Source organism: Dyadobacter chenwenxiniae (genome assembly GCF_022869785.1).
GTDB classification, from domain to species: domain Bacteria; phylum Bacteroidota; class Bacteroidia; order Cytophagales; family Spirosomataceae; genus Dyadobacter; species Dyadobacter chenwenxiniae.
In genome coordinates, this window is the sequence record NZ_CP094997.1 from 4,871,129 (window position 1) to 4,888,068 (window position 16,940).

A 16,940-nucleotide genomic window follows, 5' to 3' on the forward strand; every position below is an offset into this window, starting at 1 on the left:
TAACTATGAAAGATCTTAATTTTTGTCAAAGTTAATGTTTGAAAAACCGACAAACATTTCTGGTTTTAATCAATAATATACGAATTTTAACATAAAACGAAATCCGGCTTCAAGGTTTGTTTTCGACGAATACCACTTGGGCGCGGTCTGCTTTCCTTACCTTTTTGAGGAAATCGATCCAGGCTGGAAAATCCTTGGCGTTGTAGCGCCCACCGTTCATAACGACCTTCCGTGCGCATACAAGCTTGTTATTTTCCAAAACCGTCTTCGATTCATAAGTGCCAAAAACCGATTTGATCTGAACAGACGGCAACGTTGTTTCCAGCTTATAATTCGCTGGAATGACGTAGGAGACTGTGTCAGAATCGGTAAAGTCGTAAATGGAGCCAGGCAGATAGAAATCGGTTGTGCGTTCTGTGGTGGCGGGCAAATCAAACGGACGGCTTAATAATGTAGGTTTGATGAAAAGGCGTGTTCCCGTTTTGGTAGCGCAGTTGCGGACATTCAGCGATAGTTTTTCCGTGATTGTTGGCTCGGTTTCACGGCCTTCGAGGAGCTCAAATTGCTGTAAATCCAGGCTCGGCAGGTTAATGTGGTTCATCAGCCACTTCTTTTGCTCTTCCTTGTTGCCATTGTGAAAAACGCTGTTACGCGATTCCTGCTGCAAGCCTGCATATAGTGTATGCACTTCCACCTTTCCGTTTCCTACTTCATCCAGGCTCACATTCGCGCGGCTCTTTCTTGTGTTCTGATGTGATTTATATACCGGCGTAGGAACCAGTTTTCCGCCTTCAGGCGTGATAAGCAATGCGTGGCGGCTGCCTGTGAATGTGCCCATGAAGTTGGGCGTTGTGGTTTGGCTTGTGCATTCGAGCCACATCGTGTCTTTCGCGACCACGGCGCAGGCGATGACGTGGTTGAACTGACTGCTTGGGAAATCGGGCTTCATCAAAGCTTCGTCGCCTGCTTTAATGAGCGCCACATAAGCGGAAATGCCTGCCTGGCGCAATGCAGCAACGGTGAAATTGCTCAGCGCTTTGCAGTCGCCATATCCTTTGTTCGCAACCGTCGTCGCATCAATGGTCTGCCAGCCGCCAATGCCGAGCTGAATACTTACGTATCGCGAGCGCTTTTGCATCCAATTGTAAATCAATACAACCTTTTCTTTATCCGACTTTGCATCCTTCACAACCGATTTTATCTCGGCCACCGTTGTGGCAGGCAGCACGTCGCGACCAGCATTTAATGTATGATAGAATTTTCCGAAATCAGCCCAGCTATTGAAATTTCCCTCATAATCCTGCACTTCGAAATCGGAAGGGGCAACCATCACCAATGGGGTGTACTCTAATAGCGGCAGCGGATAAAAGTCCGTGATCTTGGGAACGGTGTGGTTATTTACAGCCCACTGGTAAATGTCCGCCCCATCTGCCGCCTTGGATTTGGCTACTGCCGGAGCACCATTATATTCTTTATAACGAAACTTGAATCCGGCTGGCGCCTTAATAATGAACTGCGCATGCTGAACAGCCGTTTTAGAGTCCGATAACGGCATCCAGCGCGGATAGAACATCATGTTTTTTTCCTTGGTCTCATAACTGAACTCGACCGTATAGGGATATGTATAACTTTTTTTGCCGAAATCAGCCAGTTTTACCCTTGCATCCGTAATGTTGTCCCCGCCTCCACCGTAGCCATAATCGGTTACGTCTGCGTTTTTCATCTTTTTTTGAAGCTTTCCGCTGAAATCATAAAGGCTTCCGCTGATGTCGGTGATCCTGGTGAATTTGTCATAGCCCACGATCAGCTGTCCGTATTCTTCCTCCCCTTTTTCGTTCAAAATCGTTACAACCGTTCGCTTTTTATGCCGGGCTTCTGCTTTTGATATAATTTCAAACAAATCATCGTCCTCACGGATAACGGCATTGGCCCCGGTAATGAGCTCCGGATTTATTTTTGTTACATCAAAATCGCTTTGCGCCAGGGATACAAAGGAAATTGCGCAGGCAAAAAATACATTCAGTAATAATGTTCGCATGTTTTAAATGTCAATTAGCCTTTTTCTTGATCACCAGCGGTTGCGCATGTTTTTGGACCACGCGTTCAAAAAACTCTTTCACGTCATGGTATTCCTCGGCCGGAAAGTTTGTTTTTGAGAGCACGAGAACACTGCTAACCTGGATCATATCGCCTGCCTGCCGCACCTGATAAACAAATTTTCCAGCTTTTTCGGGCAGGGTTACCATTTCTGCCTTTGGCATTTCTTCCAAAACGTAACCTGCCGGAAGCTTATAATTGCCAATAAACGATTCCGACATTCCGCTGGTGAAGTCAAGCGGGTAAATCCTTTCTTTGGATTTCAGCGGATTGCTTTCCCAGCGACCGGCCATGATGGGATTAAAATAGAATAAATCAGGCGAAGCGTTCTCGTCTTCAAATTCAAAATCACAAGCCACATTAACGGCTGTTTTCAAATCCTCGTTTCTATTCTTCACTGCAATGTTACTGATTTTCCATTCCGGAGACCGCTTTTTAAGCGCTTCGTGATAAATGTCATCGGGCTCTTTCACATATTTGTCGCGCCAGCGCAATGCTTCATAACCCGCATAGGAAATGCTGTAACTGCCTTTAATGCTGCCATCTTCGGGCAAAATGTTTGCATTCACCATTTCCAGTCTGGTCTGCGCGTCCAGCGGTTTTATATCCAAAAACCTCCCCGCTCCCTTTTTGGGGACGAGCCTGCCATAACCATTCAATGCATGCTCAGGAAGGAGGCCGAGCTTGGCATAGGGCTGTGTGGCGTCCAGAAAATATTCTTTTCCGGCGATCTCAACGTGGCTGACCACATAATTGCAGCTTTCCAGAAGCGGGATTTCTTTCAGGAACCTGCCATTGGAACGCGTGCTCAGGATCACAGGATCAGCATTCAGGTCTAATTCGCGAAGCAGTGAAGTGAGGATCAAATTCACCTCAGTAGCATTGCCTGCCTTATTTTCGTAGGCTTTTTTGACACCATCTCTGGAACCCAGATACGACGAACCGTCCCATTTCATATGGCTTTGCAGATGCCTGTATGCAAGCTCCATTTTTTCCTCCGGCGTCTTGGCGGTCTGTATAATTTCATCGCGCTTGGCTTTGAGGAATGATGATTTACGCAACTCTACGCCAAACCAGCTTGCCTCGTTCAATGTCTTTTCAACATTGTCCCAGGTGTTGGAAAAATGCTTCGATATTTCACCAGGCACCTGAATGACGGAAAGCTCAAAATTAACCTTGGACAAATAATCACTTTCCGTCGTTATAAAAGGTTCGTTGACAAATGCAGGCGCATCCTTCACAACAAAACGATAGGCGACGCCGCGCCCGTTAAGCTTGGACAAGCTGAAATGCACATCCGTAGGCTCCTGTTCGCTGATATACAGAGGAAGGTAACCGCTCATGGTTGTTTTATATTCCAGAAAAAACGGGATCGTAATGCGGAACTCACTCCACTTACTCGGCACGGAGGCCTGGAAAGACCAGGGAGCGGGTTTATCGCGGACAGTCAATGGCGTTGTACGCCTGTACGAATATTCGATCACCGAACCTTTGCGTGCATTGGCGAGGTTGAATTTGTAAGCATAATATTTACCCGTGGCTTTTTCCCGCTTAATCGACTTTCTGTCCATCGCCGTTCGCACAACCTGTCCGTTCTCTATATTATAGGTGTAGCCCTGAATGTCGTCCAACATTTCCTGATTCTCGGGTCCGCTGCCTTCGTAAGTATTGATTGCAATAGAAGCTCGGTCAAGGGCTGACTCTTTAAGGATTTTGATCCTGATCCAGGATTCCATCACCATCACCAGCCCGCGGATATCATCGTAACGGTAGCTAACTTCGCCAAAATCGTAGAGGTAAACTGCGGCGGCCGAACTATCACCCTGGAAAGCCGTCATTTCTACAGCGGCACGATCCACTACACCGAATTTTGGCTTAAAATCTTCCTGGGCAACAGCATTAAGGGAGAAAAAGGTGAGGATTGAGAGGACACAAACCCTCCACAAGACAACGCAGGACAGCCTGCACTGAAGTAAAAAATGAGTCATGCAACAAACAGAGGTAGAGGTAGAAATTATTGTGCATTATTGCAGCATTAATTTTATTTTCAAAAGAAATTTGTAACTGTTCGTAGATTTTTTTTCACTCAAATAGTCCCAACTCCAAAAACAGATTTTAATGCCTATTTTTGCACCAAAATGAAGCTTTGCTTTGTTCAATGATTACCTATTCCTGCTAACCCGGATCATTAACATTTTACATCATTATGTCATCTTTTGAAAATGGAAGTCCACTTCGCGTACTCGTAGTCGGTTGTGGCAACATGGGCGCTTCCCACGCATTTGCATATCATTCGCTGGACGGTTTTGAGATCTGCGGGATCGTTTCAACCGGCAAAAGCAAAGAAGTTCTGAATGAAAAACTGGGCGGCGGTTATGCCCTTTTCAGCGATTACGAAACTGCTTTAAAGGAAACCAAACCGGATGCTGTCTGCATTTCCACTTACCCGGACACGCATGAGGACTTTGCTATAAAGGCACTGGAATACGGCGCGCACGTTTTCATTGAAAAACCGCTTGCTGACTCGGTTGAAGGTGCTAAGCGCGTTGTGGAAGCTGCAAAAACGGCTGGTAAGAAAGTGGTTGTCGGCTACATTCTTCGCGTACATCCATCTTGGGAGCGTTTCGTAGCCGAAGCGCAGAACCTGGGCAAGCCGCTGGTAATGCGCATGAACCTGAACCAGCAAAGCCACGGCTATATGTGGGGCGTACACCGGAACCTGATGAAAAGCCTGAGTCCTATTGTGGACTGTGGCGTGCATTACATAGATGTAATGTGTCAGATGACGCGCTCGAAACCATTGCGTGTGAATGCGATTGGGGCTCGCTTGACGGAAGACATTCCAGCTGGCAATTACAATTATGGTCAGCTTCAAATTTGGTTTGAAGATGGTTCCGTGGGCTGGTATGAAGCAGGCTGGGGACCGATGATCAGCGAAACTGCATTCTTTGTGAAAGATGTGATCGGGCCGAAAGGAAGTGTTTCTATCGTTGCGAAAGATGCGGGCGGCAGTGGAAAATCTTCTTCTGTGGAAGCACATACAAAAACAGAGTCCATTCGCGTACACCATGCGGATTTGAATGATAAGGATGAATTTGTAAGGGAAGATTCCTGGATCAATCTTGAAGACGAGCCCGATCACCAGGAGCTTTGTAATCGTGAACAACGTTATTTCCTGAATGCGATCCGTAAAGATTTCGACCTGACAGACCACTTGCAGGACGCTGTTACGAGCTTGCAGATTGCATTCGCATGTGACGAATCTGTAAAAACAGGACGCACCGTAGATCTGGCTTAATCGCTTAAAATTAAATATAAGCCTTGTTACTTTTCGGTTACAAAACCAGAAATCTAACAAGGCTTTTTTATGTAAACAGGCGGTTAACTAATTGATTCCAAGCGAAAATTGATCAAATATGAGTGGATTTATGCAAACGTTTGCACAGAAAATTCTATTTTTTCTCTTACAGTCATTCGAAATTTATTGTTATTTATTATAATATTGCAACGTATTTTTAAGACTTTTAAAAATATCATAGGTTATGAGCTTGTGTTGTGCGCACCTTCAAAACAATTAAGAAAGTTACGCTGGCATTAGGAAAATCACACGTCTGACACCCTGCTAATAAAGGATTGTTACATTTAGTATTCAAATCAAAAATCATCTCACAGTAAACTTATAGGCATTCATAATCTGTCAAAGCCATAACTATGCAGTTTTCACAATTGAATTAATTGAATATTAACCATAACATAATATATACCAATTCCTCACCATTCAAACTATTATTCACGATGAACAAAGACTATGCTAAACATTAAAGTCAAAATCAATTACGCATTACGCAGATCTATGAAAAACGTTTAACAAACCACTACATGAAAAATACCGATACCAACCAATGGATGTTTCGGATGAGGAATCTTCGAAATGCCCTTGTTCTGATCCCGGCTCTCTCGAGCCCTATGCTGGCAACCGCCAACATGAACGTTGCCCCAGGGACCGTAGCAAACATCAAGCTTGACAAGACATTAAAAGGAAGAGTAACCGATAAAGACAATAACGAAGGCCTTCCTGGCGTAAACGTGGTTCTCAAAGGAACAAGCACAGGAACTACCACGGACGGATCAGGAAATTATACACTTTCTATTCCCGATGCCGGCGGCACACTGGTTTTCAGCTTTGTAGGATATGTTGGACAGGAAGTGGCAGTAGGCAACCAAAGCACTATTGACCTGGCTATGCAGTCTGATTCCAAAGCACTCAGCGAGGTTGTCGTAATCGGGTACGGTACCGCAAAGAAATCGGATTTAACAGGTTCTGTTGGTTCGGTTAAAGAAGAGCAGTTGAGAGAAAGACCAGCTCCTTCACTGAACCAGGCACTGCAGGGCAAAATTTCGGGTGTACAGGTGAACGTGAACTCAGGTCGTCCGGGCGGTCGTTCCAATGTTCGTATCCGTGGTTTCAGTTCTATCAACTCTTCTAACAACCCATTGTACGTTGTGGACGGAGTAATGTTGCCACAAGGTAACCAAAACCAGCAAAGCCAGGCGATCGACTTTATTAACCCGAATGATATTGTATCTGTTGAGGTTTTGAAAGATGCGTCTTCAACTGCTATTTATGGAGCAAGAGGTGCGAATGGTGTGATTATGATCACCACCAGAAGAGGCAAGTCCGGCGAAGGTGTTATCACTTACGGTTTGGACCTGAGCGTGCCAACGGCAGGACCCAAAAGAGCCAAGGTGCTGAACGCCAAAGAATACATGGCGGTAGAAGATCTGTCTTACAGAAATATGGAGAAGTTTGACCCTGCGGGCTGGGCTGCCGGCAAATACAAGACGCACGATCCGCTTGTGCGCCGTGCACAGTTGGCTGCTGCTCACCCGGACGTTTTCACCAAGAATGCTGACGGAACATTCTCTCCAAATTATGACACCGACTGGTTTAAAGAGTCAACACAAAGCCGTGTTTCTCAGAACCACCAGCTTGGTTTCAGCGGTGGTAACAACAAAACGACTTACTCGTTGTCACTCAACTACCGCGATGATCAGGGTTTGATCAAAACATCTTATTTGAAACGCTATTCAACACGTTTCAGCTTGGATGACCAGGTTAAAAAATGGTTGCGCATCGGTGGAACATTGAGCTACAACAACCAGGCTGAAAACCTTGTCGATATTAACGACGCTGTTCCCCGCCAGATGGTGGAGGACTTCCCTTTCATGCCGGTTAAATATCCAGACGGAACGTATGCCAACAACCGCGATTATCCGGGTGCAGAAGGTGCTTTCAGCTCGGTACACCGCTTGAACGGACGTAAATACAATCTGAAGACGCAAACAACATTGGGTAGCTTTTACGGAAATGTTACCCTGGCAAAAGGTCTGGAATTCCGCTCAGTATTGGGTGTGAATATTATCGATCAGGAAGTGAACCAGTCTCAAACGCGTTCATTGACGCCTAACGAACTGGGAACAGCCAGAAAAGAAACCAGAAAAGAGCTTTTCTGGTCATGGGAAAACTTGTTGACCTATAACAAAACGTTTGGAATCCATTCCCTTAATTTTCTGGCCGGTATATCCTGGCAGGAAACCAATATCAGCACAACAGGTGTAGGTTCGCAAAACTTCTCGACCGATTACTTTGGCTTTGATAATATTGGCGCGGGTTCTGTACTGCCATCTTCAAACCCTTACGTTTCAGGTGCGCAGCGTTATGCGTTTAACTCTTATTTCGGCCGTGTGAACTACACATTGCTTGAGAAATATTTGTTCACCGTTACAGGTCGTGCGGATGGTTCTTCCAAATTCGGGGATAACCACAAATTTGCATTCTTCCCTTCGGCTGCATTTGCATGGAAAGTATCTGATGAAGAATTCCTGAAAGGCAATACATTGATTTCTAACTTGAAACTGCGTACCAGCTATGGTTTGACAGGTAACTCTGAAATTCCGCCATATTCGTCGCTGCCATTGTTGAGATCCAACTATGCAGCGGTTTACAGTGATACGCGTATCAGCGGAACAGGTATCAACAGATTGGAAAATAAGGATTTGAAATGGGAAAAAACAGCTCAAACCGACGCTGGTCTGGAAATTAGCTTCCTGAAAGGAAGAATCTCGTTCGAAGCTGATTACTACTATCGTAAAACCACCGACATGCTTTTGGATGCACCCGTTCCACGTACAAGCGGTTACGCGACCATTAGAAAGAACATCGGTTCTATGGAGAACAAAGGATTTGAGTTTGCTTTGAACACAGTGAACATTGAGAGCGCTAATTTCTCATGGAACACTAACTTTAATATCTCTTTCAACAGAAATAAAGTATTGTCGCTGGCAACGCCTTCGGATATCTTCGGAGTGGGCGGTCCTTCTATTACAAACCAAACCAGCATTATCCGTATCGGAGAGCCTGTGGGTGCGTTCTGGGGACTTACACGTCTTGGAACTTGGAGCGAAGCTGAAAGAGACGAAGCTGCCAAATTCACCAGCTACCGTGGTAACCTGAAAATGCTTCCTGGTGACGTGAAATATCTTGATGTAAACAAGGACAATGCAATCACTGACGCGGACCGTATGATCATTGGTAATGGTAGCCCAAAAGGCTGGGGAACACTTTCCAACTCTTTGCGTTTAGGAAACTTCGACATGACGCTTGACCTGCAATTCTCGTACGGAAACGACTTGATGGACATGAACCTGCACGCCAGCGAAGACCGTCAGGCGCTAGCTAACAGCTACGCAACCGTATTGGATGCATGGACACCGGAAAATCAGAATACTATGATTGCGCAGGTTCGTGATACAAAAGCTGGTTATGTTACCAACGTGGATACACGCTGGATCTTCGATGGTTCATTCCTTCGCGGCCGTAACTTGTTGTTGGGTTATAACTTCCCGTCTGAACTTGCAAGCAAGCTGAAAATGAGCAGATTGAGACTATATGTGTCAGCTCAGAACTTCTTCCTGCTTAGCAAATACCCACATGGCGACCCAGAGCAAACACCGATCCGTGGTGGAGATACAGACAACGTTTTCTCACAAGGTATGATCTGGCACAGCTATCCCCGGCCAACCACTTACATGGGCGGTATCCAGGTATCATTCTAACAACCAGATTATTGGTATTATAACAAATGACATTTAGTATGAAACTACATAAAATAACGATTTCCAAACTTTTGCTCTTCGGGGCAATCCTACTGGGCCCGACAAGCTGCTCCGACTTCCTCGACGAGCAGGACCCATCCAACCTTCAACCGGATGTGTTCTATACACTTCCTGATCACGCCGAGGCTGCGGTTGCTGCAACTTATGCAGAGACGCGTTTTTATGGTGAAAGTGCTGGTATTTTCTCTGCCAACTGGCAAATGCTGGAAGCGGTTACGGGAACGGCTACAACTGAAACCGGCCAGAATTCGGATTTGAATAACCTGTATGCGCTTATTTACGATGGTAATACAGGCCACATTGCCAACTTCTGGAACGGACTTTACCGCGTGATCGCGAATGCTAACCTGGCTATTGAAAAGATCCCGGGTATTACTTTCCCGGCTGCAAATGAAGCGCAAAAAACAAGACTGATCGGAGAAGCGAAATTTCTTCGTGCCTGGGCTTACTTCTACGTGGTAAGGCTATGGGGCGATGCTCCGCTGATCACTTTGCCGCAAGTTGTTGAATCGGATGACTTCTTCCCTTCAAAATCATCTCAGGAGGAAATTTACACCCAGATCGTAGCAGACCTTGCAGATGCTGAGGCTGCCGGATTAGCCGATTTCAATACAAACGGACGCGTTTCAAAAATAGCAGTTAAGTCCCTTCTGTCGAAGGTTTATCTGACTATGGCGGGCTTTCCATTGAGCAAAGGAGCTTCGCATTACAAGCTGGCGGCAGACAAAGCATTGGAAGTGATCACCTTTTCAAAAGCGAATCCTTCAACGCTGAACCTGTTCCCTACTTACAGGGAATTGCACCAGGAAAACCTGAAAAACAGGGTTGAGCATATTTTCCAGATCCAGTACAACACAGTAGTTGCTGGTTTCCCGTTGAACGACTTCTTCCCGAACTTCAAAGCTGTAACCTATGCAGGTCCCAGCGGAACAGGAAGTACAGTGCCTACCCTATCGTTCTACAATTCTTATGAAAAAGGCGACCTTCGTACCAAGGATCAGGAAGGATGGTTTTATACCTCATACTATGAGAACGGTACAGGTGCTAAATTTGAACTTGGTGCTCCCTACGTATTTAAGTATTTCAACATTGCTGCGCTGGGTGGCCCAGGCATAACGCCAACAAGGCTTAACAACCTGAATGTTAACCAGATCCGTTACGCAGAAGTACTTTTGATTTATGCAGAAGCACAGAACGAAGTGGGTGGTGTGAATAAAGAAGCTTATGATGCATACAAGCGCATCCGTGACCGTGCAGAATTGAAAACACCTGCTCAGGGCACATTTACAGCTGCTACTTTCCGCGAAGCAGTTTGGCGTGAACGCTGGTATGAATTCGCTTACGAAGGAATCACCTGGTTTGACATGGTTCGCCTGCGCAAAGTGTTCAACGAAACAACAAAAGGTTTTGACAACTTTATAGGTCACCGCAACCTGAATGTTTCTGGCGGCGCTCCTTTGTTGGAAAAACATTTGTTGTTCCCAATTCCACTTCAAGAAATGAGAAACAGCCCTAACCTGAAACCACAAAACCCAGGTTACGACGGATAATCAATAAGTTTTTTTGCGAGAGCCGGTCCAGTTTGGGCCGGCTCTTTTTTTATGCAATAACCATAGGTGCTGCTGCGTAATTAACGTAAATTGAAATTGTAACCGAATTACACAGGAAGCCTATGACTGAAATTGTCCCAAAACATTGCGTGGGTCTGTTTAAAAGTAGCCTGGCGGTTTTGGGTTGGATATACGCTGCATTCTTACTAACCTTCGCGCTTTCTGCAAATGCTCAGATAACATTAACCGCGCCCAGCAATAATCAGATCATCCAGCGCGATCTTAACGGCTCTGCTTCCGTAGCAATTAGTGTTTATGCTTTCCAACCTTATGCGAGCATTGAAGGCAGGCTTGTTCCGATTTCCGGCAATATCAATAAAGAGCAGGTTTGGAATTTTGATGAAGAACAACTCCGCCAGGGATTTCTTTCCGCTTCAATCAGCGTGAAGACCGGCTGGTACAGGTTGAAAATAACAGCTGTTATGCCGAACGGAAATATTGATTCCGTTTCAGTCGCAAGGGTTGGTGTGGGCGAAGTTCTTTTGGTGGCTGGGAATTCCAATGCGATGGGTCTGCCGGGACTTGGCGCGAAAAGTGCTTCCAACGATGTGATTTCATTTAATGCGGTCAATAAAGTGCTAAATCCCGAAAATATCACCGTTTCGCCGGACGAGCCGATGGGTAAGCCGACCTTTGATGTTTTGGGAGAAGATAACTTTATTTTCCCGTCGGGGGAAACGGCCTGGTATTGGGGTGAGCTGGGCGACTTGCTTTCCAAACGGCTCAAAACACCAGTCCTTTTTATGAATGCAGCGTGGGCAGCCGCGAATTCTGACAGTTATCGCGATGCTGCTTCCGGGAAAGATGCTTTTAATCCCTATGTGGGAAAATTCTGGCCAAACAGACAGCCTTACTCCAACATTGTGAATACGATCCGCCATATGAATTCGTGGCTGGGCCTCCGTGCAGTGCTTTGGTCGCATGGAGAGAATGATGCCCAACTGAAATTTACCGAACAAGATTATTTCAATAACATTCAAACCCTTATTACAAAAACCCGGGCCGATGCGGGTTACAATGTGCCTTGGATTATTGCCAGGAACTCAGCCAGCAACATCATTAAGGAGCCCTATTTGCCCGTTATCAATGCACAAATCCGACTTTCTTCAATCAAAGGCTTTAATAACTTCCCCGGCCCGAACCTGGACACGATTCAAATTCCCCGGCCCGTTTCCGAACATTTCGAAAATGTGCCCGGCGGCATCCAGGGTTTGACCCTAGCCGCCTCTGCATGGAACAGGGCGTTGACCGATTCATTATTTAAGCAAATCACCCCGATACAACCGGCCAACTCCATCCATACCGGGATTGTGCCTTCAACCGCTTTTCCAGGCGCCTCTTTTCACATCGGTTACAGAATTTTTGGTAAAAATGAAGAAGGGCTTTCGTTACGTGCAGAGCTGTTTGATGAAAGCGGGAAGTTCGTGGACACAGTTGGCGTAGGCAGTGAAAATCCGCTGCTCATTAAGCTGCCCGATAATCTCGCAAACGGACAATACAGCATTCGGCTAGCTGGAACGTCCCCAAATCTTGCCGGAAGCACTTCGTCACTTTTCTTTGTGAACAATGCGTACAGATCCGTTCAGGTTGTTAACACGATCAAAGCTGTGAAGGAAAATCAATCCGTCGATTTGACCTGGTTAGTCGCGCCTAATCCGGGAATGCGAAGGATGGTGTTGGAAAAAACAACAAACGGCGATACTTACACTGACCTGCAACAATACAATGTTTCCGATAACGGAATAAGCTCGGGCGTGTACGCTTATACGGATGCGGACATTGACGCTAAAATAATTTTCTACCGGATAAGGCTGGAATATACAGATGGAACGACCTCCTACTCGCCCATTGTGACTGTGTTGGAACCCGGCGCACTGCCCCAGCTTGTCGCATTCCCCAATCCTGTTACAAAACAGGCATTTTATCTGGAATGCGATAAAAATAAGCCTGCTCCACAACTTTCGCTTTTTGACGTGGCCGGACGAGCGCACCCATTATTTGTGTCCGACCGGGAGATCATTGGTTTGCTCGCAGTCCGGCCGCATTACCCTTTGCCGGCTGGCATTTACATTTTACGCATTGTGACAGAAAGCAGCACAAGTACGCAACGGATGTTTTATGTTGACTAAGGTTATGACCATCAGCACATTCCAACTTAATTAAAAGCATTGGTGTCCATGCGGATTGTAACCTAACCTTGAATGCTCATGAAGAACTTTACAATCATCTGTGCCACTCTGCTCTTGTTCAGCTCTTGCAAGAAAAACGCAGACGAAGTCACTCCTGATGGCCGCACATTGGCTGCTATCACCTTAAACGATTACTTCATTACAAGCATTGCTTTCGACAAAAAGGGCAATGCATGGCTTGGAACACTCCAACAAGGCTTAATCAAGTATGATGGTGTGACGGCCAAAATATTCGATTCCTCCAATTCCATACTTACAGGCGCTGCCATTAGAGACATTGAGATTGACAAAACGGATAACGTCTGGATCGGCAGCGACAACCTTATTAAATATGACGGATCAAAGTTTACAAGATATGAAGCGCAGCAATTTGGATTACCAAAGAACGCCGTTCAGTCCATAGCGATCGATGCAAGCCATAATATCTGGTTTTCATGCAGCAGTTTTCAATCAGGCGGATTGGTAAAATATGACGGAGCAACATTCAAAACATTCACCCCGGCCAATTCCAAATTGCCCGGAAATATGGTTCAAAGCATTACAATAAATCAATCCAACGAGGTTTGGGTCGCGCTTAATGATGGCGTCGATGAAGGTTCCCTCGCCAAAATAGGCGCGGATGACATCATTTCTGTTGCCGGATCAAAGGAGTTAGGGTTTAAACCTTATCATTTCGGCAACCTTGTCGTCAACAAAAACAATGAACTGGTGGCGTCCATTGATTATGGTTTGTCGAGTTTAATGATCACTGGAAGGCCGCAAATTTTTAAGTTTAATGGCAGCAAAGCGCAAGTTGTAAGCTTGCCTGATGAACAATCGCTGATCTACAGCACTCGATCAATTTACTCGGATAAAAACGGAAATCTTTGGGCATCCTTTTCCAGCGCCGACAAAGAATGCGGCATTTTCAATGGAAAGGAATGGAAGTTTATAAAGTTAGGAACAAGTGGAATTTTCGCTTTTGCTGAAAACCCAAACGGTGAAATGTGGCTGGGAACCGGCGAAGGTTTATATATTTTGAAATAAAAAAAGGATAACACTTCGGCTGCTCAGTGTGACAAACGCTTTGTCACACTGAGCAGCCGAAGTGTTAATCTTCGAACAATCTCCCCAAACCACCAATAACCGAACCACTTTCTTTCCCTGAATTAGGTCCCATTACGGCCAGGCGTTGGATGAGTTTTGAGATCGGCATGGACTGGATCCAGCAGCGGCCCGTTCCGCGCAATGTAGCCAGGAACATGCCTTCGCCGCCGAAAACCATCGATTTCAGGCCGCCTGAACGTTGAATATCGAAGCTTAATGATTGCTCGAATGCAACCACGCAACCTGTATCCACGCGTAATGTTTCGTTATTCAACTGACGCTCGATCACCACGCCGCCCGCATGCACGAACGCCATTCCATCGCCTTTGATTTTCTGTAAAATAAAACCTTCTCCGCCAAACAAGCCTGACCCAAAACGCTGGTTAAAGTGAATTTTCATGCTCGTTCCCATGGCAGCGCACAAAAAGCCGTCTTTCTGCACAATCAGTTCATTTCCATATATTTTGGAAAGATCAATCGGCATCACGGTTCCCGGGTAAGGGGCTGCAAATGCCACCTTTTTCTTGCCGTAGCCCCTGTTTGTAAAGTGGGTCATAAAAAGCGACTCACCCGTGATCAACCGTGTTCCAGCCTGGAAAATCTTACCCATAATGCTCTGGTTCGCCTCGGAGCCATCACCCATTTTAGTCTGAAACTCTATTCCGTCTTCCATGAAAAGCATTGCGCCTGCTTCTGCGATAACGGTTTCATTCGGATCCAGCTCAATTTCTACGACCTGGATATCGTCGCCAATAATTTTGTAATCAATTTCGTGTGAGATCATCTTTGCGTAAAAGGTTTATTTGATTAAGCTGAACTGCAATGACCGATTGCTACTCTTCTTCTTCCTCCTCTTCCTCGCTGGTCTTCTTCTTTTTGCGCGTTTTGCGTCCTGGAATGTCTTCACGGTCCCGGAGTTTTTTATCGTCCACATTTTTGTTCAAAAATTCATTGATACGGTCCATGTCGAAACTCGTCGTGATCTCTCCGAATGAATTGATCTGAATGTCGAAACCGTCCAGGTCTTTATGAACCCTCGGCTTTTCAGGAACCGGTTTGGTCGTATCGTTTTGTTTTTTCTTAGCCATGTGTTTGAAAGCAATTCGCCGCAAAGCGGTCATTTCGATTGATTACTAAATTATGGAACAGCGTTCCGGTCACCAAGTCATTTTGATCCAACGGTCATATCACAATTATGCCAGGCGAATTTGCGCTGGTAAACGGGTCAGGGCATTATCCAGTCGTTTTACAACTTCATCTTTTCCCAAAATTTCCATCGTTACCATCAGGTCCGGTCCGTGGCCTTCGCCTGTGAGCGCAAGACGGAGCGCCTGCATGATTTTACCCATTTTTATGCCCAGCGATTCCATTGTGGCTGCCAGGTTTTCTTTAATATTATGTGCTGTAAATTCCGCCTCAAATGTCGTAAGCGCATCTTTAAATCCGGAAATTGCGGTTACTGCCTGTTCATCCCATTTTTTCAAAACCAGCTCCTGATCGTAGGTTTCAGGTGTATTGAACAAAAAGCGGGATTCGCTTACAATCTCCTTCACAAAATGCACGCGGTCTTTCAGCAAAAAGACAATTTGCGCCACTTGTTCGTGGGTAACATGGATGTTCTGTGCTGCAAAAAGCGGTTTCGCCTGTTCAATAAGCGTTGTGTCATCCAGGTTTTTAAGATATTGCTGATTGAACCAGTTGGCTTTCTGAATGTCAAATCGCGCCCCGGCCTTATGCACACGCTCGAAACTGAATGCGGCAATCAGCTCTTCCATATTAAAAAGTTCCTGCTCGGTTCCGGCATTCCAGCCTAGCAAGGCAAGGAAATTGGCCGTTGCATCCGCGAAATAACCTTCTTCCCGGAAACCTTTGGCTTTGTCGCCTGTATTCGGATCGGTCCACTCGAGAGGGAAAATCGGGAAACCTCCGAGATCTGCGTCGCGCTTGGACAGCTTACCGTTTCCGTCTGGTTTTAGCAGCAATGGAAGGTGCGCAAACTGTGGCATGGTGCTTTCCCAACCCAAAAAACGATATAACAAAACGTGCAATGGTGCAGAAGGAAGCCATTCTTCACCACGGATCACGTGCGTAATGCCCATCAAATGGTCGTCCACAATGTTGGCCAAATGGTAAGTGGGCATGCCGTCGGATTTCAAAAGCACTTTATCATCGATCTGCGATGAATGCACAACCACCCAGCCACGGATCAGGTCATTGAAACGAATGTCTTCTTTTGGCATTATCTTCATCCGGATCACATATGCTTCGCCGCTATCAAGTCTGGATTTGGTTTCTTCCGCGGATAATGTCAGCGAGTTTGTCATTTCCATCCGCGTGATCGCATTGTACTGGGCAGCAGCAACCTTGGCCGCTTCCAGACGTTTGCGCATGGCATCCAGCTCTTCTGCCGTATCAAAAGCGTAATATGCTTTTCCCTCGGCAACAAGCCTCTCTGCATATTCGCGATACATTTCTTTCCGTTCCGACTGGCGGTAAGGCGTATGCGGGCCGCCTTGCTGCGGACCTTCGTCTATGGTTATACCGAGCCATTCCAATGCTTCCAAAATGTATTCTTCCGCGCCCGGAACGTAGCGGTTCTGGTCTGTATCTTCAATGCGAAGCAACATTTGTCCACCCTGCTGGCGTGCAAACAAATAGTTATACAAGGCAGTGCGGACGCCGCCTGCATGCAGCGGGCCGGTCGGGCTGGGGGCAAATCTTACCCGGACAGGTTTATTATTCATTTATTCTAAACTAAAATGTACTGGATGATTTCGTGCGT

The 16,940-nt window shown here is 46.0% G+C and carries 10 protein-coding genes; 5 read left to right on the forward strand and 5 right to left on the reverse strand.

The annotated features are described in order from the left end of the window. Positions 1-109: 109 nt before the first annotated feature. Both MUK70_RS20775 and MUK70_RS20780 read right to left on the reverse strand, forming a co-directional pair. A complete protein-coding gene (locus MUK70_RS20775; protein ID WP_234654959.1) occupies positions 110-2,038 on the reverse strand; it encodes a transglutaminase family protein in 1,929 nt (642 codons plus the stop codon). Positions 2,039-2,048: 10 nt separating this feature from the next. Beyond that, positions 2,049-3,956, reverse strand: a complete 1,908-nt coding sequence (locus MUK70_RS20780) for a DUF3858 domain-containing protein (protein ID WP_234654960.1) — start codon at positions 3,954-3,956, stop codon at positions 2,049-2,051. A gap of 347 nt (positions 3,957-4,303) precedes the next feature. On the opposite strand from MUK70_RS20780, the gene MUK70_RS20785 reads away from it, so the two are divergent. From MUK70_RS20785 to MUK70_RS20805, 5 genes are all read left to right on the forward strand, one after another. After that, a complete protein-coding gene (locus MUK70_RS20785; protein WP_234654961.1) occupies positions 4,304-5,395 on the forward strand; it encodes a Gfo/Idh/MocA family protein in 1,092 nt (363 codons plus the stop codon). Between the two features lie 581 nt (positions 5,396-5,976). Continuing rightward, on the forward strand, positions 5,977-9,213 hold the full coding sequence (locus tag MUK70_RS20790; RefSeq protein WP_234654962.1) for a SusC/RagA family TonB-linked outer membrane protein: 3,237 nt from the start codon (positions 5,977-5,979) through the stop codon (positions 9,211-9,213). A gap of 38 nt (positions 9,214-9,251) precedes the next feature. Continuing rightward, complete coding sequence (locus tag MUK70_RS20795; protein WP_234654963.1) at positions 9,252-10,823, forward strand: RagB/SusD family nutrient uptake outer membrane protein; 1,572 nt, start codon at positions 9,252-9,254, stop codon at positions 10,821-10,823. A 122-nt stretch (positions 10,824-10,945) separates the two neighbouring features. After that, complete coding sequence (locus MUK70_RS20800; RefSeq protein WP_234654964.1) at positions 10,946-13,012, forward strand: sialate O-acetylesterase; 2,067 nt, start codon at positions 10,946-10,948, stop codon at positions 13,010-13,012. 78 nt (positions 13,013-13,090) lie between these two features. Next, positions 13,091-14,098 (forward strand): ligand-binding sensor domain-containing protein, encoded by a 1,008-nt coding sequence (locus tag MUK70_RS20805; protein WP_234654965.1) that lies wholly within the window; start codon positions 13,091-13,093, stop codon positions 14,096-14,098. 64 nt (positions 14,099-14,162) lie between these two features. Here MUK70_RS20805 and MUK70_RS20810 read toward each other — a convergent pair whose 3' ends face one another. The 3 genes from MUK70_RS20810 to gltX form a co-directional block, all read right to left on the reverse strand. After that, positions 14,163-14,942, reverse strand: a complete 780-nt coding sequence (locus tag MUK70_RS20810; protein WP_234654966.1) for a TIGR00266 family protein — start codon at positions 14,940-14,942, stop codon at positions 14,163-14,165. A 49-nt stretch (positions 14,943-14,991) separates the two neighbouring features. Beyond that, positions 14,992-15,246, reverse strand: a complete 255-nt coding sequence (locus tag MUK70_RS20815; protein ID WP_234607908.1) for a hypothetical protein — start codon at positions 15,244-15,246, stop codon at positions 14,992-14,994. A 105-nt stretch (positions 15,247-15,351) separates the two neighbouring features. Then, complete coding sequence (gltX, locus tag MUK70_RS20820) at positions 15,352-16,902, reverse strand: glutamate--tRNA ligase (RefSeq protein ID WP_234654967.1); 1,551 nt, start codon at positions 16,900-16,902, stop codon at positions 15,352-15,354. Between the last annotated feature and the right edge of the window lie 38 nt (positions 16,903-16,940).

What these genes read in the sequence shown, in the direction of transcription:
- MUK70_RS20775 (WP_234654959.1), bottom strand. Translation starts at nt 2,038, where the DNA reads ATGCGAACATTATTACTGAATGTATTTTTTGCCTGCGCAATTTCCTTT.
- MUK70_RS20785 (WP_234654961.1), top strand. Translation starts at nt 4,304, where the DNA reads ATGTCATCTTTTGAAAATGGAAGTCCACTTCGCGTACTCGTAGTCGGT.
- MUK70_RS20790 (WP_234654962.1), top strand. Translation starts at nt 5,977, where the DNA reads ATGAAAAATACCGATACCAACCAATGGATGTTTCGGATGAGGAATCTT.
- MUK70_RS20795 (WP_234654963.1), top strand. Translation starts at nt 9,252, where the DNA reads ATGAAACTACATAAAATAACGATTTCCAAACTTTTGCTCTTCGGGGCA.
- MUK70_RS20800 (WP_234654964.1), top strand. Translation starts at nt 10,946, where the DNA reads ATGACTGAAATTGTCCCAAAACATTGCGTGGGTCTGTTTAAAAGTAGC.
- MUK70_RS20805 (WP_234654965.1), top strand. Translation starts at nt 13,091, where the DNA reads ATGAAGAACTTTACAATCATCTGTGCCACTCTGCTCTTGTTCAGCTCT.
- MUK70_RS20810 (WP_234654966.1), bottom strand. Translation starts at nt 14,942, where the DNA reads ATGATCTCACACGAAATTGATTACAAAATTATTGGCGACGATATCCAG.
- MUK70_RS20815 (WP_234607908.1), bottom strand. Translation starts at nt 15,246, where the DNA reads ATGGCTAAGAAAAAACAAAACGATACGACCAAACCGGTTCCTGAAAAG.
- gltX (WP_234654967.1), bottom strand. Translation starts at nt 16,902, where the DNA reads ATGAATAATAAACCTGTCCGGGTAAGATTTGCCCCCAGCCCGACCGGC.